The 20,590-nt window shown below is 34.0% G+C and carries 19 protein-coding genes and 2 pseudogenes; 13 read left to right on the top strand and 8 right to left on the bottom strand.

What is annotated here, in order from left to right:
* The first annotated feature begins 85 nt into the window (after window positions 1-85).
* Window positions 86-1,726 (top strand): helicase-associated domain-containing protein, encoded by a 1,641-nt coding sequence (locus ACOQFO_RS02120; RefSeq protein WP_421688067.1) that lies wholly within the window; start codon window positions 86-88, stop codon window positions 1,724-1,726.
* The gene (locus tag ACOQFO_RS02115) at window positions 1,716-2,834 is read left to right on the top strand and encodes a hypothetical protein (RefSeq protein ID WP_421688066.1); all 1,119 of its coding nucleotides are present in this window, start codon (window positions 1,716-1,718) and stop codon (window positions 2,832-2,834) included. Before ACOQFO_RS02120 ends, ACOQFO_RS02115 begins: the two co-directional genes overlap by 11 nt.
* 1,165 nt (window positions 2,835-3,999) lie before the next feature.
* Here ACOQFO_RS02115 and ACOQFO_RS02110 read toward each other — a convergent pair.
* Window positions 4,000-4,761, bottom strand: a complete 762-nt coding sequence (locus tag ACOQFO_RS02110) for a hypothetical protein (protein ID WP_421688065.1) — start codon at window positions 4,759-4,761, stop codon at window positions 4,000-4,002.
* Window positions 4,762-5,088: 327 nt separating this feature from the next.
* Between ACOQFO_RS02110 and ACOQFO_RS02105 the strand changes: the two genes are divergently transcribed.
* Window positions 5,089-5,478 (top strand): helix-turn-helix domain-containing protein, encoded by a 390-nt coding sequence (locus ACOQFO_RS02105; RefSeq protein ID WP_421688064.1) that lies wholly within the window; start codon window positions 5,089-5,091, stop codon window positions 5,476-5,478.
* Between the two features lie 522 nt (window positions 5,479-6,000).
* Here ACOQFO_RS02105 and ACOQFO_RS02100 read toward each other — a convergent pair.
* From ACOQFO_RS02100 to ACOQFO_RS02090, 3 genes are all read right to left on the bottom strand, one after another.
* Entirely contained in the window at window positions 6,001-7,302 is a 1,302-nt protein-coding gene (locus ACOQFO_RS02100; protein ID WP_421688063.1) for an acetamidase/formamidase family protein, read from the bottom strand.
* Window positions 7,303-7,888: 586 nt separating this feature from the next.
* Entirely contained in the window at window positions 7,889-8,104 is a 216-nt protein-coding gene (locus tag ACOQFO_RS02095; RefSeq protein ID WP_421688062.1) for a hypothetical protein, read from the bottom strand.
* 46 nt (window positions 8,105-8,150) lie between these two features.
* A complete protein-coding gene (locus tag ACOQFO_RS02090) occupies window positions 8,151-8,591 on the bottom strand; it encodes a hypothetical protein (RefSeq protein WP_421688061.1) in 441 nt (146 codons plus the stop codon).
* Window positions 8,592-9,600: 1,009 nt separating this feature from the next.
* Between ACOQFO_RS02090 and ACOQFO_RS02085 the strand changes: the two genes are divergently transcribed.
* On the top strand, window positions 9,601-10,266 hold the full coding sequence (locus tag ACOQFO_RS02085; RefSeq protein ID WP_421688060.1) for a DNA-binding response regulator: 666 nt from the start codon (window positions 9,601-9,603) through the stop codon (window positions 10,264-10,266).
* Between the two features lie 508 nt (window positions 10,267-10,774).
* Complete coding sequence (locus ACOQFO_RS02080; RefSeq protein WP_421688059.1) at window positions 10,775-11,968, top strand: serine hydrolase domain-containing protein; 1,194 nt, start codon at window positions 10,775-10,777, stop codon at window positions 11,966-11,968.
* 877 nt (window positions 11,969-12,845) lie between these two features.
* Here ACOQFO_RS02080 and ACOQFO_RS02075 read toward each other — a convergent pair.
* Complete coding sequence (locus tag ACOQFO_RS02075) at window positions 12,846-13,025, bottom strand: hypothetical protein (protein WP_421688058.1); 180 nt, start codon at window positions 13,023-13,025, stop codon at window positions 12,846-12,848.
* A gap of 6 nt (window positions 13,026-13,031) precedes the next feature.
* Here ACOQFO_RS02075 and ACOQFO_RS02070 point away from each other — a divergent pair, with 6 nt between their 5' ends.
* From ACOQFO_RS02070 to ACOQFO_RS02050, 5 genes and pseudogenes are all read left to right on the top strand, one after another.
* Window positions 13,032-13,358, top strand: coding sequence for a sodium/glutamate symporter (locus ACOQFO_RS02070; RefSeq protein WP_421688057.1), 327 nt, complete (start codon window positions 13,032-13,034; stop codon window positions 13,356-13,358).
* Window positions 13,359-14,050: 692 nt separating this feature from the next.
* Entirely contained in the window at window positions 14,051-14,896 is an 846-nt protein-coding gene (locus tag ACOQFO_RS02065; RefSeq protein ID WP_421688056.1) for an AraC family transcriptional regulator, read from the top strand.
* Between the two features lie 182 nt (window positions 14,897-15,078).
* Complete coding sequence (locus ACOQFO_RS02060; RefSeq protein ID WP_169187920.1) at window positions 15,079-15,519, top strand: Hsp20/alpha crystallin family protein; 441 nt, start codon at window positions 15,079-15,081, stop codon at window positions 15,517-15,519.
* Window positions 15,520-15,699 (top strand): hypothetical protein, encoded by a 180-nt coding sequence (locus ACOQFO_RS02055; protein WP_169187919.1) that lies wholly within the window; start codon window positions 15,520-15,522, stop codon window positions 15,697-15,699.
* 80 nt (window positions 15,700-15,779) lie between these two features.
* Window positions 15,780-15,956 (top strand): annotated as a pseudogene (locus ACOQFO_RS02050) (cell wall hydrolase); the annotation flags it as partial.
* Between the two features lie 128 nt (window positions 15,957-16,084).
* Here the strand turns inward: ACOQFO_RS02050 and ACOQFO_RS02045 are convergent.
* Window positions 16,085-16,192: pseudogene (locus ACOQFO_RS02045) on the bottom strand (manganese catalase family protein); the annotation flags it as partial.
* 449 nt (window positions 16,193-16,641) lie between these two features.
* Between ACOQFO_RS02045 and ACOQFO_RS02040 the strand changes: the two are divergent.
* The gene (locus tag ACOQFO_RS02040; RefSeq protein WP_421688055.1) at window positions 16,642-16,965 is read left to right on the top strand and encodes a hypothetical protein; all 324 of its coding nucleotides are present in this window, start codon (window positions 16,642-16,644) and stop codon (window positions 16,963-16,965) included.
* Window positions 16,958-17,518: a transposase gene (locus ACOQFO_RS02035; RefSeq protein WP_421688054.1), complete on the top strand. Its 561-nt coding sequence runs from the start codon at window positions 16,958-16,960 to the stop codon at window positions 17,516-17,518. The genes ACOQFO_RS02040 and ACOQFO_RS02035 overlap by 8 nt, the downstream gene beginning before the upstream one ends.
* A gap of 86 nt (window positions 17,519-17,604) precedes the next feature.
* On the opposite strand, the gene ACOQFO_RS02030 is transcribed toward ACOQFO_RS02035, so the two are convergent.
* Both ACOQFO_RS02030 and ACOQFO_RS02025 read right to left on the bottom strand, forming a co-directional pair.
* Window positions 17,605-17,862 (bottom strand): hypothetical protein, encoded by a 258-nt coding sequence (locus ACOQFO_RS02030; RefSeq protein ID WP_421688053.1) that lies wholly within the window; start codon window positions 17,860-17,862, stop codon window positions 17,605-17,607.
* A 599-nt stretch (window positions 17,863-18,461) separates the two neighbouring features.
* Complete coding sequence (locus ACOQFO_RS02025) at window positions 18,462-18,956, bottom strand: sigma-70 family RNA polymerase sigma factor (protein WP_421688052.1); 495 nt, start codon at window positions 18,954-18,956, stop codon at window positions 18,462-18,464.
* Window positions 18,957-19,440: 484 nt separating this feature from the next.
* Between ACOQFO_RS02025 and ACOQFO_RS02020 the strand changes: the two genes are divergently transcribed.
* Window positions 19,441-19,938: a competence protein ComK gene (locus tag ACOQFO_RS02020; RefSeq protein ID WP_421688051.1), complete on the top strand. Its 498-nt coding sequence runs from the start codon at window positions 19,441-19,443 to the stop codon at window positions 19,936-19,938.
* The last annotated feature ends 652 nt before the right edge of the window (window positions 19,939-20,590 follow it).

Genomic DNA, 20,590 nt, shown 5'->3' with positions numbered 1-20,590 from the left:
CCAATCTACAGTAGAGTTAGTCTCTTGGATTATTCATATATTATTGAATTACCTAAAAACAATATCTAAATGAGGAAGTGGTGAAGTGTATAGAAAACCGTTGGTCATTCATCCTGACAGCAGGAATATTTATTTGTTGGAAGGGTTAGATGAAAAAGGAGAAGTCGGTCAGGGATTAATTGAATTCGCAGATTTAATTCAAGCACCCGAGCAAGTTCATACATATGCTTTAACCCCATATGCGTTATGGACTGCAAAAGCAAAAGGGTTAGAAGTAGACTATATTACTCACTTCTTAGAGCAACAATCTCAAAATGTAGTACCAGATTCGTTAAAAGAGACTATTAAAAAGAATATGAACCATTTTGGAGCATTACAATTCTCCATGGATGATGATCATTTGCAATTACAGGCAAGAACGAAAGAGTTAATAAGCGAAATTAAAGTCATTGAGGGAATTCAAAGTAAAATCGTAGGTCATCCGGATCCGAAGACTTTATTGTTTAAAGCTCGGTACAGAAAAGAGGTTAAGAAACTACTCTTTGAGCATGAATTATTTGCGAAAGATATTGTATATGAAGTTGGAGAGGAATTAGATATTACCAGCATAAACCTTCAACTATTGGATTACCAGCATGCTGCAGTTGAATCTTATTTAACTTTTAACCACCAAGCTGGAGGTGGTGGAACGATAATTATGCCACCTAACTCAGGAAAGATCCTAGTCGGAATTAAAATTATTGAGGCATTAAAAACATCAACTCTAATAATTGTCGAAGATAAACATAGGGCAGAGAAGTGGAAAAGTGAACTCATTGAAAAGACAGACCTATCTGAGAGCAATATTACAATCTTTAGTAAGGAAGATAAAGACTTAAAACCAATTACAATTGGAACATATGAAATTCTTGCTGATCACGTAGAGGATTTGGAGGGCTTTGGTTTTGTGATATATGATGATGCTCATAAACTTCCAACGCCAACGCATGAAAGAACAGCAGATATTCAGGCAACAAATAAATTAGCTTTAGCATCAACTCTTGCAAGGTCTGATGGCAATGGCCATCTTGTTTTAGCATTAATTGGGCCAAGATGGTACGAAGTACTTCATCGAACCCTGGTAAACCAAGGATATCAAGTTCCAGTGAGGTGCGTAGAAATTAAAATCCCTTTACCACCAGATGAGTGGCATGAATATATAGCTAGAGATCATAATAAGAAAGTAAATCCGGACACTTTAAATTCTAACAAATATAAGGCGTTATCCATTTTATTGAAAAAAGAGAAAGCAAAAAGATTATTGGTTGTTTCTTACTTCAATGAGGTTACAACAGCATGTAGTGAATTAATTGAAATAGATACATTGACGATTCAGTTAGGTGAAGAAAAGCAAAAATACCTTATAAGTTCATTTAACAGTAGAGAGATTGATAAATTAATAACATCCTCAAAACTTATTGAAAATATGCCGCTTTCCATGGTTGAAGTGATGATTGCCTTATCCCATCAGCAAGGGTCTGTAAGGGAAGAATATCTACGGTTGGGAAAATTACTCCCGGCTCAAGAGTGGAAAGAAGAGGCTATATTGTACTCACTAGTTTCATTAAATACGGATGAAGAAAGACATTATTCCAAAAGAAGACGAAATCTAATCAATTATGGATTTCAATATCGAGTTCTCACATTTGAGGAATTAATGGATAGAGGTGAGTTTTTTGAATCATAGTGATGCGCTTTCGGAATTAAGTTTTGAACAGTTAAATTCAATATTGAAGAAATTAAAAATCGATCCATTTAAAGGGGCCACGAAGACTTGGTATGCTAGAGTTATAGTAGAATTTTATACAAAAAATTTTCAACGAATAGTTAATATTATAGATGAAAAGACAGTAAATGATTTACTTCTTTTTGCACATATTCAAAAACCTATTAATGATAAACAATTACAATTATTAGAAGATTATGGCATAATAATTGATGGCGAGCTCCCCGATGATATTAAAGAATACTTAATTCATTGGTCAAAATCAATGTTTGTAAAAACTTTCGCATCAATTAATGAAAATCCTATCCATAGTATTTTCTTAAAATGTGTATTATTACTTCATTTTTTTGAAAGAGTACAAAAAGTGACATTAACGCAGAGAAAAAATAATCGTAATGTTCGTCTTTTGACAGAAGAATTACTTATGGAAAAGGAAACAGTTTGGAAAGTAATTAACACTTTAGTTAACTATGGATTGATTAAGAAAACTAAAAATCTTTATGAACTTAATGTATCATCATATTCTACTTGGAAAAAGCAGACGATAGACAAGATTTTAGAAACCTTTTATGAGAAGCAGATTGGTAGAAGAGCAATTTTGCTTTTACAAAAAATATCGAAATACCAACACGAACCTAATGAATGGGTTGATATGACTGTTATTTCAGATGCTGCTATAGAATTTGACCAATTAAAGCAATTAGGTCTAATACAGGTTCATAAGAATTCCGGAAAAACATATGTACAATTGATGCCAGAGGGGTGGTATCTTGTTAAAAAGCAAGTTCATCCATTATGGAATCAAGAAGCACTGTTAGTATCAGCTTCATTTGAAATTTTTGTACCTTATCATTACGATCCATTTATACTATTTGAACTTTTGCCAGTATGTAGAATGAAAGATTCACATTACTTTTTAGTATTTGATATTGAACTGGATCAGATAATGAAAAATAAAAAGGTCACACAAGAATTTCATTACACTTTAACTGGATGCGCTTCAACAATTCCAGATGTAGTAGATTATGAACTTAAAGTAGCAATTAATAAATTAAAAGAAGAAGTATAAAGATATCAAAGGAATCCACCGAGTGTATGTATAGGATTCTATACGGATACTTGGTGGGTTTATTTATTGATATTAGGTGAGAATTTACGTGAAAGGGCTTTGCTAAGAACCTTCCAATTAATTTTAATAACTCATTTCTACTGAAAATATCGTGTTACTACGCTAGAGACTTTCAAAATAACTATAACCAGCCACTTAGATAACTTGTAGGAGTTACATCTGCTAGTTTCCCACCGGTGTTATCCGAGATTGTTCCATGCATAATTCCATAACAAATCGTTTTTTCTTTTGTTTGGGTAATATTAGCAGAAAATAACGTGCACCGGGTGCAAAAACAATTCTGACAATTCGCTACAATTTCAGAAGGTGGGAGGGCTTTGCATAGTTTCGACTTTGTGGGGCTTTTTTGATTTAGTAATATGGTTGTGTTTGTAATGGGTGCATGAAGGATGTATTGAAAATATTTTTTAGTATGTTTTGAAAATATCGTGCACCGGCTGCAAAAACAATTCTAACAATTTGCTACAATTTCAGAAGGTGAGAAGGGCATTGCATAGCTTGTAATTCCGAAATAAAAAGAAAAGCGAAGAACATCCACCAGGTGCACAAGCAATTCAATACAACATTAAAGTTAGTATCAAATGTTAGCTAGTAAGTAATATCGAATATTCTGATTGCACCTCACGGAACTTAAAGTTATTTATTCCGAGAGGTAATTTTTATGTTTGAATTCATTCTTTTATATATTTTTTGTAGCTATGAAATATTGGATGAACCAAAAATTCTGTGTGATGTAACCGTTATACTAAAATAGAGAGATTTCGCTAGAATCCCGTGAACACTTTCGCCAGATTAATAGACTTCTAGTAAACTAGTATTATTCGTTTACTGGAGGGTTATGACTTGGTGGAATATGTTACGCAACTATTGTAGTTGGAGCGGTATTTGGTGCTGCAAATGGATCAGTGGGCTACCTACAAAAATTCGAGAAAGCGATATTAAGGTTGGAGATAATAGAATTGTGGCTTATAGAGGGCATTTACTTTGTTCTGGAGAGTTGAAGTAGATATATTTCTTCAGATTTTTTAAGTGTAGTGTGCGGGAAAAACTAAAGAAAAAACATGAAAATGGATTGATACTTTGTTGAATTCCTATTGAGAGCCGTTTAATGAGGTTGTCTTTTGACTATAGAATTAAATAAGTAAATCATATGATCTTCTATTTTAAAGTTGGAAAATAATAGCCAACTTATAAGATTTTCTAGATCGGTTGTATTTTTTAATATAGATTCTGGTAATACACATATTGAAAAAAATACCTTCATATAGTTAAACTTTTTCCTTGTTAATCTGCAGACATTTCCTTTCCTTAAAATTGCTTTTTCGTATAAGATCATTTTTACTTCTTCCGGAAAAATTGTTGACCTAGCTATATCTTCTAGTACTCCCTTAGATTTCATTTCAAGTGCTTTTTCTCTAATGTGAAATGGTATACGGGTGTCAAGTATATATCGCCTAATGACTGCCAAGTTATAATTAGTTAATCTAGCAATTTCTTTATCTGATAAATTATAATCTTGAATTAATTTCATAACATGTTCATTTTTAAATAGCCAACTAGTTCCTTTTTCTAAAGGAATACTTATCTTAAGAATATGAATGAGACGTTCTATATCAGTTGTAGCTGGGTAGATAAGACAGGGTACAGGTACATTAGGTAAGACCTTCAAGAGTGATGAATAGTACTCAAATTTCTCAATAAGCACATACTTTCCCTTTGCGATTTCCTCAACAACCAGTGGAATCAATCTACTTTTGCGTATTCTTTCTGCATACACAATATTTTTGGCTCTCTCCATATTCATTATTTCATCGTGATAATAGGTAACAATGTTTCCCAGATTTATTATTTTACTTTTAACAGTCATAAGCGTCACCTCGATAATACTTATGCAGGCAAAAGGTTGTCTCATTCCTAAGGGGACGAAAGGAAAATGCACCGGGTGCACAAACAATTCTGACAATTCACTACAATTTCATAAAGTGTGGCGAAACTGAAACGCTGAAAAATCATTGGGCAATTAAGTGAACATTTGACACATGCTATGTAGAAAACAATATTTTTGTAAACGCTAAAATAAAATGGACAGTTATCGCTAAATAAGATTGAACACTTTCGCCAATTATTAACTTAATTCTTTTATACTATTAAATAGTACATAGGAATTGGGGAATGAAAGGTGAAAGACAAATTAATGTTATATCTAGAAATTCATCAAATGGCAGATCAAGGATTCTCTGTTACTGATATTGCAAAACAGCTTAAAATATCTCGTACTACAGTTTATAAATACTTGGAAATGTCATCAGAAGAAGCTTTTGAATGGGTGAACTCGTTGAGTTCTAGAGAGAAAAAATTAGATGCTTATAAAGATTGGCTTGTTGCTTGGTTGCAAGAGTACCCACATATAAGTGCAGCACAAATGCAGGACTGGTTACTTGAACGCTTTCCTAATTTCGTTTTTGGTGAAAGTACAATGAGGTTATATGCAAATCAATTACGAGAAGAATATCAAATCGAAAAAATAACGTGCACCGGGTGCATAAACAATATAGATGTAATGTATTCCGATCGTTTGTTGTAAATTTATTTTGTTCTTCTTTTTGAGCCATTCCAATTGCTCCGACGAATTCTCCTTGGTGAACCAGTGTTACCACCATTTCATCGTGGTATCCATATTCCTTCCAAAAGGATTGAAAAAATGGGGAATGATCTTATTGATCCGTTAAAGAAAGGTCGGCTAATCGACTTGCCTTTTTTTCACGAAATAACTCTACGTTTTTCGTTGGATATAGTAAGTCGTAAGGGCGATATTCAGTTAAATAATCCGTGAGTGCCCTATCACTTAATCCATAGTTAATAGGGTCCCTTAAATTCCCTTGATGATCCGAATACCAGAAAATAGTTTGATTGAATCCGAAATATTCCCCTAATTTGTGTTGAATAGACCAATTTATTACTGTAACTTTGCAAAAGTTATTGGAAATAAAAAAATTCTGCATCAATTTATATGCAGAATTAAAATTTAATCTATCCTTCTTTTTATTTAATTTTCATAAATGGATATTTATCAATATTCTCCGAGAATAAAAATTTAATAAATCATTTAACTATAAAACCCTTCTACCAACTCCAGCAACCCTTTCGCTTCCAACAACTGCTTTGGAACAAGGAAGGTAACAGTAACCACTCCAGGATGTCTACCAACATCAATTGATCCCGTAATCGTTGCCCTGTTCATCGCCTCAGGAACTGTGATACCAAGTAGTTTAGCCGCTCTTTCCAAACCATTGTCGGTTGCCTCATTGAGATTAGCACCTGTTCCAATAAAGGAAAGCGGGTAGGATTCTTCTAATTCCTCAACTCCCCATTCCTTCGCAAGCTGTAATGCTTCTTTCCTTTCGTTTTCTGTAAATGGTTTTGCTAAGTATGGTAAATCTTCTTCGACTGGAAGTAATATTGGTCCGGCAATGTTTAACCCTTTAATTACTTCCACTTTAAGAGTGACAATACCTGAAACATCGGTTGTATGTCCGGCGATTTCACCGTTTCCTTGCATTGCGTGCATGTCGCCTAAATAGACACCGCCACCTTCGACTTTTACTGGGCAAATGAGGATGGCACCTTCTCTTACTCTATTAATATCCATATGACCATCTGTACGATCTTCTAATTCTTCTTTTGTAATACTATAATCATGGGGTGCATTAATTAATGCTTGACCAAAATCTCCTGCATTATGGGAATCTGGTAATGCCCGAGCTGGTGTTGTACCTAATTGACCCAAGAATGGTCGAAGTCTTGCAATTGTTCCTACTAAATGACTTGGTGCTATCGTAACAATCGGATTTTGAATCGATTTTTCTGGTGTATTCATATATTCTTTCCCTTGACGGGCAACTTTTTCTGCAGCCTCTTTATGTAGGGTAATCCCAACAGATTTCTTATCATTAAAGGTCATAGTGTATCCATTTGTAAAAACAAACGGCGTGACTTTTGTATCACAAGTTTTACAACGAATCGCATCTTGACCGATTCCATCGATATATGTTTCAGGGTTTACTTTTCCGCATTGTGGACATTTTCCAGCAACAAATGGATCTCCAACATAGTGCCCATCCACAGGCGCGTCATTTCCAGAAGCAGTAGCGATTGAAGTTACTTTAATCGACTCAATTCGTATCGCGATTGCATCGCCAACTTCAGCACCTTCGACATATACAGGTTTTGTAACCTCATGACCGCCTTTTAGTGCAGGTGTGATCATTGGTCCCCAGCAACCTGGAGTCGTATTGGCAATTATACGTCCGCCATCTTTGACAATATACTCCATTTCTTTACTTGGATTAAGAATACCATCAGTGAAATTATTCACATAAATAACTTGACTTGCTGTTTTTTGCTTCATCTTAACTTCCACTTTCAAACACCCCAATCTATGATATGACTAAATACTATCATTATTCAGAATATTTTGCGAGAGGAAATACTTCTAGCTCTTTGATAAAAATTTAACCTTCTAATATATGTACATATTCTACTAGATAAAAATGCTTAATAAATACTTAACTTTATATAACTTTCTTTTTAGGACATTATTCTCAATGAATAAGCGGTGTTAGGTGTACGATTTGTATCTAATCTTAAGTTACCAATTAGAGGTGATGTCATTTACCAGTTTAATTCAGAACTTCTTGGAAAATCCATAAATTTGAAGGGTAGCATCGTCTGGAAAGAAGAAGTGAATGAAGATATAACGGAATATGGTATTAAGTTTAGTCTCGAAAGTGAGGAGCAAACGTCTTTTTCTGCTCTTATAAATTCTTTCATTGTTTTATCGAAAAATAGTGATAGTTTACCATCCTATAGGAAAGCAAATGTTTATGGTGTTAATGAATATTTTAAGTAGGTTTTTGATTTTCATAAGGTAAGTAAAGGGGCAGTAGCTAGCCATAAACTTTAAGAGTTCATGGTTAGTCTGCCCCTATATTATTTTAACGATTTAGCTGTAAATGCTTTTTTATCACCGTTAGTAACCCCTTCAACCACGAGTAGAAATCTACTAATTTATCTACTAAACAATATAGAATCTCGATTTCTTGTTTTTCATTATAATGCTGGATCGCTTTATGTAAAGTTTCGAAGTTTTCTTTAATTTGTTGTTGTGTTTGTTCTGAGATCGCATAATTGATGACGTTGTCTCTGGTCATATTTTGTTCAATGAGTTCAAAGAGTTCTGGGATTGAGAGTGTGTTGCTAGCCAAGTAGTGTAAATGGTTTTTGGAGATGTTTTTTTGTTCGGAGATGGTTTTGTCTAGTTGATCGAGGTGTTGGAGACGTGTTGCAGGGTTCATCCAAAGGTGTGTGTACATCATCCATTAGTTCATCTAATTTCGCGGTTATGTTGTATGAATCTTTTGTTGCAAGTTCTGATCGTAATGCATTGTAATCATGTTGCAGGGATAGCTGCTCATATATCGTCTTCCAGTCTTGGATAAAATGTTGCAGGAGTACTGGGTTGGTTTCGTTTTTATTAATTTCTCCATAATACAGTTCGTGAACTCTATCTTGATGGATTTGTTCATCCCACTGATTGTTCATTGTTAGTCCTAGGCTATCACGAAGACTGTTGGATAAAAGTTCTGTTAAGCTGACGTTTGATAATTGAACAAAGATTTCTAAAGAGATTTCCTCCATTCTTTTAAAAATTGGTATTAAATATAATGTAATAGATTTGGAAGGGGAATTGTAGATTAATTTTGGAAAATTTATTACCCATTTAAGTGCAAATGGCGCCATGCTTAATAGGAGTGGGGAGATTTTAGTTTTATTTTCACATAAAGAGGTCGGCACAAAACTAGCTTAGATAAAAGTGAAATTATTAAGCGGAGATTTTCCGGTTAAGGGGGAAAAGATGCTCGCTTTCAGGGTAAATAAGGGAAAAAATTCCGCCTATATGAAATTAGACGCCTCATTTTTCTGCTTTTTCCGGTAATAACCGGAAATTCTCCGCCTATTTTGGCGATTTTTTATTTAATTTTCAAATTAAGCGGAATTATTCCGCCTATTTATTTCATCTAACCAGAAATTATCCTGAAGGGTCAGATTTACTCTATCAAACCAGAAAGCCGATAGCATCCTTGTAAAATTTACCGGCTTTTTCGATTCAGAGAACAGTTTCCTCATTATAGTGTTGTAAGCAGTTCTGACTGGTCATGGTGGTGTTAATTTTTTAGGTCATATATTGTGCGATTGCTGTGAGTTCATCATGTTCATACGTAATTTTCATGGTTAGAAAAGGTTGGATTACTTAGTTCAAGGTGTGAATCTAAGTTTATGCAGTATTATCGGTGCTATTAGATGGAATTCAGGTGAATGTTAGCACGATGATAACAGGTAGTCGGAAAAAATCAGCTTATTAGTAATCCAGTTTCCTCCGACTCAAGATAAAGTATTGACAAAATTAGGAATTCTAATAAACTTAAAATAGGTTCTATCCTCAGATTTTCTCTCTTCTTAGCCTCTTCGTTGTTTTACTTTCCTATTAATTTTCCATTTAATACTAGATTAAAGCTCAATTATTATTCATGATTTTAATAACAATTTTCTGTAATTCCAATGAATAATTGGTGTGAAACAATATTTAATATAATAGTTTTAAGAATCCCGTAAATACATGACCATTGAATAGGAGGGGATATTTTCTATGGGATTTGAAGAAGAGTACGAGATTTTTATGAATGCACACTTACAGGTAAGAACCGGTGAACGGTTAAGACGATTACAAGAAGGTCATAATCATGCAGAGATTTTGTTTTTAAGACAGGTCTGGTGGCCAATTTTTAATCATTTTCGTTATTTACATCCTGAATATGAAGTTGATGATTTCAAGGATGGAAAAAGGTATTTGGATTTTGCCTATATTCGTCCAGCTATCAGAATTTGCTTTGAAATCGATGGTTACGGCCCTCACTTAAGGAACATAAGCAGATGGCAATTTTCTGATAACTTGGAACGCCAAAATCAGTTGGTGATTGATGGATGGACGGTGATTCGTTTTTCTTACGACCAAGTAAAAGAGCAGCCTCGTCGATGCCAACAAATTGTTCAGCAAGTGATTGGCAGATGGTTGGGGAATGAACTGGATCATACCGCACTTTCCATATTGGAGAAGGAAGTGCTTCGGCTAGCGATTCAAAAAGGAGAAAGTATAGCACCTATAGAAATTGAAAAGCATTTGAAGCTGAGTGACAAAACAGTAAAGAAAATACTTTCTAATCTTGTAGATAAAAAGATGCTTATCCCTGCGTCTGGGACTGTGCGAATTCGGTCTTATCGCTTGGGGGATCAAATTAAGCGTCCAATCTATTAAATAACCGAAAGATTTCCGCCTAATTAGTAAATGGAGATAAAAATAAGGGGAAATAGACGGATTAATTCCGGCTATAAACTTGAAAAACTTAAAAATAGGGTGTTTTATTTCACGTAGTCGGAAATTTTTCCCTTATTTGCCCCAAAAGCGAGCATCATTTCAGCTTTAACCGGAAAATATCAGCTTAATTAGAATTTAAAATAAAAATAGAGGGAAATAGCCGGAGAAATTACGGCTATTAACTTGAAAAGCGTTAAAATGGGGCGATTTTTTTCATATAGTCGGAATTTTTACTCTTATTAGTCCTAAAAACGAATAACAATTAACCTTTAACCGGAAAAATTCCGTTTATTTTAATATCTAATTATTCATTTCAATTTGTTAATTTAACTATGCTAAATTCATATAGGCTTTTTTATTTATACAATTTGAAATCTATCGCAATCTCTATCATATTCTCTCCCACCATTGCATAGAATCTAATAAATAGATTAGGAGGGTGAAACTATTGGGAAATGTAATATTAAAAACTGAATTGCAAGAAACGCTAGATAGAATCCTGAATAATACGGTTAATCGTGCTGGTGGTGCGCCTGGTATAGTGGCGATGGTTACGGATCGTGATGGGAATATTTATGAAGGATCTGCAGGTGTTAGAGATCTAAATACAAAGACACCAATGACTACAGACAGTGTATTTTCGTTATTCTCTACAACAAAGGCTATTACTGGTGCGGCATTAATGAAACTTGTTGAAGAAGGCAAAGTAAGTTTAGATGACCCTGTGAAAAAGTATGTTCCAGAGATAGAAGACATCAAAGTACTTGAAGGTTTTGATTCTGATGGACAACCTATCTTAAGAGAACCAAAAACAGACGTGACGATTAATATGTTAATGCTTCATACAGCAGGATTTGGCTATGAATTTTTCAGTCATGAAGATCGAAAATACCGTGAAGCTACAGACACACCTACACTGTTAACAAGCACATTTGATTCAGTAAAAAGTGTTTTATTGTTCGAACCAGGTGAACGTTGGAACTACGGAGTAAATATTGACTGGGTTGGGAAGGTTGTCGAAGCGGTTGAAGGGAAACGACTTGGAGAAGTTTTACAAGAGAGAATCTTTTCTCCATTAGATATGAAAGATATTAGCTTTGCCTTAACGCCTTCTATGGAAGAGCGCAGAGTAACAATGCATACAAGAAATCAAGAAGGTACACTTACTCCTCAGCGCGATTTAAGAATTCCACAATCTCCTGAAATGGACATGGGTGGTCACGGTCTTTTTGCGAGTATTGAGGAGTATATGAAGTTCATTCGAATGATATTGAATGATGGTGCGGGTGTGCTAGATTCTGATACGGTAGCTAAAATGGCCCAAAACGGACTCGGTGAATTAAAAAGTGGAGGATGGATTACATCGGATACAACGTTATCAAATGATGGTGAATTCTTCCCAGGTGTTACAAAATCATGGTCTTATACATTCCAAGTCAATGAAGAAGAACTACCGACAGGTCGCCCTGCAGGTCAGCTAATGTGGGCAGGCTTGGCGAACCTTTACTACTGGATTGACCGCGAAAACGGAATTGGCGGTTTCTGGGCTACACAAATGTTCCCATATCAAGACCCTGCATCTTATCTTGGATATCTTGAATTTGAATCAGCTGTTTATCATTTACTTAAGAAACATAGGTAATAATTATGGCCCACCTAGATTGCTAGGTGGGTTTTTACTTGTGGGGAGAAATCCCGCGTTTATTGGAGTGATAAACAATAGCTAAGGGGGCGAGGGGACAGGTACCTCGTCCAATTCCTCTTTAGATTAATGGAACCAGTAACCTGTCACAGACCTCTATATTACCTGTAATATTTATTTAATCGTCGTATTTCCCCCCTTTAATCATGAGTAGAACCTTCCAGTTTATCTTCAACATTGTCAATTCCACAATACCTAATGAAAAGGTTGGATTAATAAAGCTTGTTAAGAATGGGACAGGCAATATGGTTCCGAAAATGCATGGGGTAGAACTTGAATGTAATCAAAATCTACATGTAAACTGCTTTTAATTGAGGTAATATGTGATAGTAAAATAAGCGTAAATTTTCCGGTTAAGATACGAAATAAAGCATGTTTAGTACTAAATAAGGGTAGAAATTCCGGTTATGCTAATTAAAATTGCCTTTTTTGATGTTTTTCACGTGAATAGGCGGAATTCTTCCGTCTATTTAAGCTATTTTCAAGGCTGTTTACTATATAAGCGGAAATTCTCCGTCTATTTATAAGATGGCCTTGCAATCAATTACGGTTATGTATACAAATTAATTGAAAATTATAATCTAACCATAAAATATCTAGGATTTTACATTTTCAGGATAGATTCCTCGCCCACCAATTTTCTACAAATGTTGATAAATAATGAAAAAGTGAAATCTGCGTTTCGATTTCACTTTTTTCGTTTTTGATTTTAACCGGAAACTCTCCGACTATTCATTCGACTGGACATTAAACAATTAATCATCCCCTAGGATCAGCACTGCTAAGAGAAGGGTTTATCCTAGAGTCTAAAATTATATTAAAACCCAACCCATCCAATTGATGAAATGTAGTATAGAATAATTGAACCGACAACCATCCATATAATGAATAAAGGTATCATAAATTTAATCCAGGAACCGAAGTTTGCTCTTGCAATGGCGATCGCTCCCATTGTAGCACCTAGCGTAGGAATGATTAAATTTCCTAAACCGACCATATTACTGTGAAAAATGTTTTCACTTTAATTGCGGTGATTATTATCGTTTTAGGAGTAGGGACGAATGTTGCAAAATGGATTACAGATGCAACAGGATTCACAGTACCTGGACATGTATTTAGTTTATTTGTAGGGTTGTTGTTTGCAACAGTAAATAGTAAAAAACAATTTGTAGAGATGAATACAAAAGGAATTGAAATTATTTCTGTTATCTCTCTAGAACTATTCTTAACAATGGCCATGATGAATTTAAAGATTTGGGAATTGTACGATTTAGCACTTCCTTTGATCATTATTTTAAATAACGTGCACCGGGTGCATAAACAATTCTGACAATTTGCTACAATTTCAGAAGGTGGGAAGGCTCTGGATAACTACGGCTGTTTAGATTTAGAGCTTCTTTGTTTTAGAAATAGTACGAATACAAGTGCAGTTTCGATTTATCGAAAATATTTTGAAATGTTTAAAAAAGTGTGTAAAGCATTTTATTGTCAAGGGGTCAGCTTATTTTGTAGTATTTTTGTCTTAATGTGAAAAGTAACTTTTACGCTTACGTATTATTGCAGTTAATTAATAAAGATAATCTAAAAGCTACTGTATAAAAAATACAGTAGCTTTTGAAAGTTTATGAGACAATACCGAAATCGATATTATTTAACATTCTCATTTTTCTTAATTTCAAATCTTGCACTACGATCGAAACAAATGAGTTCGATTGTTGAGGAAGTTGTCCTTTCTATCATAATGGTGTACTAACATGATGTTGGGCAAACGTCAAGAGATTCCTTCTTTTTTAGAAAGATATAAATTATATCAAGGAATAGGTTGATTAGGTATGTTATCCTTGAATTAAAATGGGTTGTTTATATTCAACTAACATGCACTTAATCTACGTGAAGGAAAACTCTTAAAGATAATAGAATTAATATTATTGGGAAGTAAAATTTATCCGACATTTAGGTGCATAAAATGTCGGACAAAAAATCCCCTTTTCCTATAGATTTATTGATTGAAAGGATGAAAATATGGATTGGTTGGAAAGAATGAATAATGCACTAGATTACATTGAATCTAATCTTGACGGAGAGATTGATTACAAAAAGATTGCGCAAATTGCTTATAGTTCGGAGTATCATTTTCCAAGAATGTTTTCATCTATTTCTGGGATATCACTCTCAGAATATATAAGACGTAGGCGATTAACTCTTGCTGCTTTTGAAATTCAAAAAAGCGACATTCGGATTATTGATATAGCAATTAAATACGGTTATGGGTCTGCTGACTCGTTTTCTCGTGCTTTTCAAAAAATACATGGAATAAAACCCTCTGAAGCCCGAACTGAAGGGGTACAATTAAAAGCCTTTCCAAAAATCGCCTTTCAAATTTCAATAAAAGGAGATACTGAAATGGACTACAGAATTGAGAATATTGATTATGAATTAAGAATTGTTGGAAAAGGAAAGCCTGTTAAAACGAGTAGGGCATTTAAAAACATTCCTACGCTTTGGAATAGCGCAAAGAAAGATGGATTTATGCAGGAACTAAAAGATATGGCATGGGAAAATCCAAAATGTACCCTTGAAAGCCTACTAGGAGTTTGTGGTAAGGAAGCAGCAATAACTGACGATGAATTTACTTACTTTATGGGAGTAAGATATGATGGAGACCCTTCAATTGATATGGAGACTCTTATCATTCCTCCAAGTACATGGGCTGTTTTTCCGAATATAGTTGAGGCTTGGAAACGCCTTTATACAGAATGGGTCCCAACTTCTGGTTATGAACTGGCGAATTTACCATGTATTGAATGTTATTACGGTCCTAAGCATAAACCAAGACATGAACTATGGGTTCCTGTTGTACCAAAATAGGAACGTGCACCGGGTGCATAAATAACCTGCACCGGGTGCATAAACAATTAATCTCCCTTATACTCCAAATTTAACCTTTAATATTTTTCACAATATAAAATTTCTTATATACATAACTTTCCTTGTATATTTTTTAATTCTAAGAAGAAAATATATGTGATAAAAAACAAGGAGTGATTTGTATGTCATTAATACCGTATGATCCATTTAGACAACTAGCAAATATGAGAAGAAATTTTGACCGTTTTTTCTCTGACTTCCCTCTAGATCTTGGAATGGAAAACAATAATTTTGGTAATATCAGAGTTGATGTGCATGAAACTGAAAATGAAGTAATTGCTTCATGTGATATTCCAGGTCTTGAGAAAAAGGAAGATGTAAATATTGATATTGAAAATAATATGTTAAGCATCAACGGTACCATCAATAAAACAAATGAGATTAAAGAAGAAAATATGTATAGAAAAGAACGCTATACAGGTAGCTTTCATAGGACTGTATCCTTGCCAAGCCCTGTATCTAATGAGGGAGTAAAAGCTACCTATAAAAACGGTGTTCTTGAAGTCAGAATGCCTAAGAAAACAAATGATAACAAAAAGAAAATTGATGTGGACTTTCACTAAATGAGTAAACTATTACCTGTTATGAAAGAGTTCGGCAAAGATTACTTGCAAGAAATAGCTAATGAACAACCAGATTTAGTTGATTTACTTATTTTAACTGTACATTTACCCTCTCATAAGAAAAAATTTATATTAAAGCAGTTAAACGATGATATTAAGAAATCTTTTCTCATACAATAATGTATTACATTTGCATTACTTCATAAATTGAAGTAATGCTTTTATGTTTATAAAAGGGAGGGAAATTCACCTTCGCAGTCATAAAAGCTACTGAAGAAGACGTTAAACTATTAGCACGTTTAATTCGTGCAGAAGCTGAAGGAGAAGGAGAAGGAAAGTTAGGTATGTTAATGGTTGGAAATGTAGCTGTAAACCGAGTGCGCTCAAGATGCCTTGACTTTGAAGATATTAACTCAATTAGAAGAATGGTTTTTCAGTTACTTCCTTGGTCGAATAGTCTTTCAATTCGCTGTCTTATTCAACATGATAAATAGATTATAAGTCAGTCCCCATCTTTTTTAATAGGTGGGGACTGTTTGATGCTTACTTTCCTACAAAAAATCCATTATAAATTTTCCATTAGACGTTTTTTGATTAATTCATAATCGTCCCTAGTAATACCAGGAGCAAATTCTTCAGGTAACTCCTCTAAGTTTGGAATTGGTCCGCCTTGCAGGAACATGCACCGGGTGCATAAACAATTCTGACAATTTGCTACAATTTCATAAGGTGGGAAGGCTCTGGATAGCTGCGGTTGTTTAGAGCTTCTTTGTTTTAGAAATAGTACGAATACAAGTGCAGTTTCGATGTATCGAAAATATTTTTTTGAAATGTTTAAAAAAGTGTGTAGAGCATTTTATTGTCAAGGGGTCAGCTTATTTTGTAGTACTATTGTCTTAATGTGAAAAGTGACTTTTACTCTTTCTTTTTGCTATGAAAATTCAGATTTCAACTACTGACTTATAATGGGGTCCTATTGACGAAAAATTTCCTCTTTACTATGCTAATTGTAGAAGGAGGGATTGGACGATACACGCATATCAACAAAAGGCATCGGGTCCGTTACTCGACCGGTTAGATTTCTTTCTTACATTAAAAAGTGTCGGTTTTCACAGTCAATCAATGGTTGAACGTTCTGAAAAAATTAGAATACGAACGACAACTGCCAGAGAAATACGGCGTGTCCGTTATCACAATCAATTTTTAAATGGCAATGCACCTGCACAGTTAATTCAGGAAGCATGTGCATTAACGGATAAGCAATCACAATTTTTAAAAACGATATGTTACCATCAAAAATGGAGCAATCGTACACAGCTTAAAATTATGCGCGTTGCACGTACAATTGCCGATTTGACAAGTTGTGAAGTTGTGAATCAGCAGCATTTGGAAGAAGCAATTAGTTGGAAATTACAATCATTCAACCAGGAGTCTATTATTGGGTAGAGTAAGAAGAAAATGGCATCCGAACTATTTTGATCATGTTGTTGTAAGAGGCAATAATCGCCAAATTCTATTCCATGAAGCTGCTGATTTCCAACAATTTCTCCGCATTCTTCACTATGTTTATGATAAATATTCTTATACATTAGTTGCCTATTGTTTGATGAACAATCATTTTCATCTGCTCATTCGTAGTGAGGTTCCGCTAAGCAAGGTAATGATGGTCATTAATCGTCGCTATAGTGACTATTATAAGAAAAAATATCGTTATACTGGACATCTATATGAAAATCGCTATTTTTCAGACATGATTCTCACTTCTGATGGTGTACTCGAAGTGAGTCGCTATATTCATCAAAATCCAATTCGAACAAAAACCCCACTCGTAGCAAAGCTTGAACATTACCCTTATAGCAGCTATCAATACTTTAAAAAACAAAACGCTATACCATCATTTTTGAAGCCTGATCAGTTACTCACCTTTTTTCGATTAGAAAGTCAGCGTACATATGATTATTATTGTGAATACTGCGAACATAAAAACTCACAAGCTTGAAATGATTGCTTGTGAGTTTTAATTGTAGTGAGCTGTCTGAATTGTTTGTGCACCCGATGTACTTCAAAATACAATTTTTTGTACATCTATGAAGTGATTGCTTTCTTAACAACTTTTAAATCAGTTTCAATTTCATCTACTTTGGTAATTACAGCATCTAAAGGGGTTTTTAATTCTGAATTAGTAGCAGTTTGTTCTTTAATTAGCATAATTTGTTCACTGTTTTTTGCGACTTGTTTTGTAATTCCATCTAATTTTTGATGTACACTCTTTAGTGACTGCTCAATGTTATCAACCTTATTGACCTTATGTAATATTTGTTCTAATAATTCACGATCTGACAAAATAAAACCCCCCCTTTATTACAAATTTTGTTTTGCAAAGTGAATGTTCATTGTTTGTAGGGTTGAATTTGTTAGTTAAAAAGTGAAATAATCTTTTACTTATTATTATATATTATTTAATTGAATAGCAATGTTAAATGAATCACATATGAGATTTAGGCAACTATTGTTTATGTACCAGGTGCACTTTATACAATACTAAATCGGCCTCATTGTTTTTTTGTCTACCTGACCAACAGAATCATTAACTGATCTGACCACAGTTGATTTTCATATAGTTTCTCAATATATCCCAAAAGTTTTTCAAAAGGAATAATTTTATGTTTCCCCTGACTATTATTGATAAAATAAATATAGAATATTGGTATCACGTGATGTGATTACCTTTTACTTTTTATATACTGAATCGCCATAAAAACCCCTTTTAACAATATATATAATCCATCTAGTTTGCCTATTAAACAGAAGATGACTTCATTTTCTTGTTTTGCGCGGTATTGATCTGAGGTGGAGTTGGTTATTGTTTGTGCACCAGGTACACCTTATTATATCCTCCCGACTAGTGGGACAGATTACCTGTCCCCAATGTCCCGTTGGCTTCATCCTATTTCACTGCGAATTTTTTGGATAATCCGATCTCGGCGTTTTCTAAGGGCGTAAATCGTTACGCCATATTTACTACATAGATCTTCATAACTGTACCCGTTGACATAGAGGTCCACAATTAGTTGGATCTCTTTTTCATTGAGCAATTCTTTTAAAGTGTCAAGAATATCACCGAGTTCATGCTCTGTTTGGTGGTATCGATCTTCCATAATTTGTGCTGTTGCAGTTAGCTTGTCTCTTTCATATGCGATTTGATGTTCAGAATAGTCGTTTTCATTTTTCATTTCTGTATAGATTGTTGTTTGCATGCTGCGGTAGGCATAGGGTGCAAATGGACCACGCTCAGGATTGTAGTTTTGCCAAGCTTTCCAAAGGGCAATACGAGCACTTTGTATGAAGTGTTCATGATTTTTGTACACATGGGCACGTTTTAGAATACTTGTAATCATAGGTTCATATTGTTCCAAAATTAGTTCAAACTCTTCCAACTTCCGATTCCTAACGATCGAAGCGCTTGATCAGTATTCCCGGGTAACTTTATCGTAAGGGAGAATTTGGGAGGAATCCAATGGGGTATCGGTGTGATAACTTTAGTAAATTAGGGTGATTTTCAATGGAAATTCTTTAAATATCCTAAGGTTATTTAATAGATTTCAAGTATTGTACGGAGGGAAAATAAAATATTACATTATTGTTAATTTTGTATATGGTTAATATTAAAATATTTGGAATAATATTCAATTATTTGGTTGTTTTTAATTCTATTTCACTATATAATTAACTTACATAGTTCTACATAATTGTAAAAATTTATAATCGTGCTGAGCTAAGTAAATGTGTAAAGAGAGGTGCTTCATATCGAGTAGAGGGGAACTTGTTGGTCGGTAGGTTCATGGAGTTGATTAAATTAATTTTTTACAACCTTGAGTAAACATCATGTATACGAGAATAATTGTTTTGGAGGTTATGATAGTGGAAAGTTACTTTTTAAAGTCTTTACTAGAAAAAGGCATTAGGGCAATACAGCCCCACTATGATGGAATTCATTCAACTATTGTTTATACACATCAGGGAAATATTAAATTAGTAGAAACAGCTTATGAAGTGATGGATCAAATTTGTCAATGCTTTGGTTCTGATTTACAAGGTCGTATGAATGGTACGAGAAAGAAATTCGGTTATCGAAAACAACCACCTGTATTAATTTCAGAAATGTCGCAATTGGTGGCTTTACAAATACCAAGTGAATACGCAGATGAAAATACGTGGATCTGGGAAATGAATTTTAAAATTGAAGAGGGAATTGGACAATCAAAAAGTAAAATCATTCTTGATGAAAATTTAAGCTTTGAGGTAGACCTTTCAAAATCTTCAATAGAAGAAAAGCGAACAAGAGCCATTGATGTACTATTTTCAATTACTTATTTTGGTGGCACAACTTTCTATATGTCCAAACGATCTAAAAAGTAAGCAAACACAAAAGTTCAACCTGTTCGAAATGAGGATGAAGATTCTGTGATCATCATCAAACCTGGAACATAAGCGGCGTTGCGCGGTGTGAGATTGGGCCGTGGGACATTGGGGACAGTAAAAGCGTCCCAGCTAGAATTACTAAATTCGAATATTAATGGTTCGCCATTTATATAGGAGAGCTAGTACTCAAGAGATTTGGGTGCTGGCTCTTTGTTTAATCCCGTTGGGATTGGTGAAGAGTAGGTAGAAATATTAATTGATTGACATTAGAGATATTAGAAAAAGTAAAAGAGTTTTATATAATTTTCAAGTATTTTCAAGTATTATGTTTTCTGTTCTAGTTGGATAAGTTAATGATATATATAAGACAATAAGATTCTACATTGATAAATAAATAGGAAAAGAAATATTATTATAAATTTTAGGGTGTTACATATTTGCAATTATAAAAAGAAAGAATGGATTAAGTATTATATAAATTATATAAATTGTGTTAACATTTATTATATACTCAACTTTCGCACCAATAAAGTAGGTGATCCACGTTGATTGTTAAAGGCCTGCGGCCTTTTCATTATGTTACTTGACAATGTTAATGAAAAATGAAAAACACCTCGTTCTTTTGGTATAGTGTAATTGATTAGAAAAC

Source organism: Ureibacillus sp. MALMAid1270 (assembly GCF_049202975.1).
Taxonomy (GTDB): domain Bacteria; phylum Bacillota; class Bacilli; order Bacillales_A; family Planococcaceae; genus Ureibacillus.
This window is presented reverse-complemented; position numbering and strand designations above follow the sequence as displayed.

Coding starts and splice junctions, on each gene's coding strand:
- ACOQFO_RS02110 (WP_421688065.1), bottom strand. CDS start 4,761: ATGACTGTTAAAAGTAAAATAATAAATCTGGGAAACATTGTTACCTAT.
- ACOQFO_RS02105 (WP_421688064.1), top strand. CDS start 5,089: ATGTTATATCTAGAAATTCATCAAATGGCAGATCAAGGATTCTCTGTT.
- ACOQFO_RS02100 (WP_421688063.1), bottom strand. CDS start 7,302: ATGAAGCAAAAAACAGCAAGTCAAGTTATTTATGTGAATAATTTCACT.
- ACOQFO_RS02095 (WP_421688062.1), bottom strand. CDS start 8,104: ATGACCAGAGACAACGTCATCAATTATGCGATCTCAGAACAAACACAA.
- ACOQFO_RS02090 (WP_421688061.1), bottom strand. CDS start 8,591: ATGGAGGAAATCTCTTTAGAAATCTTTGTTCAATTATCAAACGTCAGC.
- ACOQFO_RS02085 (WP_421688060.1), top strand. CDS start 9,601: ATGGGATTTGAAGAAGAGTACGAGATTTTTATGAATGCACACTTACAG.
- ACOQFO_RS02075 (WP_421688058.1), bottom strand. CDS start 13,025: ATGGTCGGTTTAGGAAATTTAATCATTCCTACGCTAGGTGCTACAATG.
- ACOQFO_RS02065 (WP_421688056.1), top strand. CDS start 14,051: ATGGATTGGTTGGAAAGAATGAATAATGCACTAGATTACATTGAATCT.
- ACOQFO_RS02060 (WP_169187920.1), top strand. CDS start 15,079: ATGTCATTAATACCGTATGATCCATTTAGACAACTAGCAAATATGAGA.
- ACOQFO_RS02055 (WP_169187919.1), top strand. CDS start 15,520: ATGAGTAAACTATTACCTGTTATGAAAGAGTTCGGCAAAGATTACTTG.
- ACOQFO_RS02040 (WP_421688055.1), top strand. CDS start 16,642: ATGGTTGAACGTTCTGAAAAAATTAGAATACGAACGACAACTGCCAGA.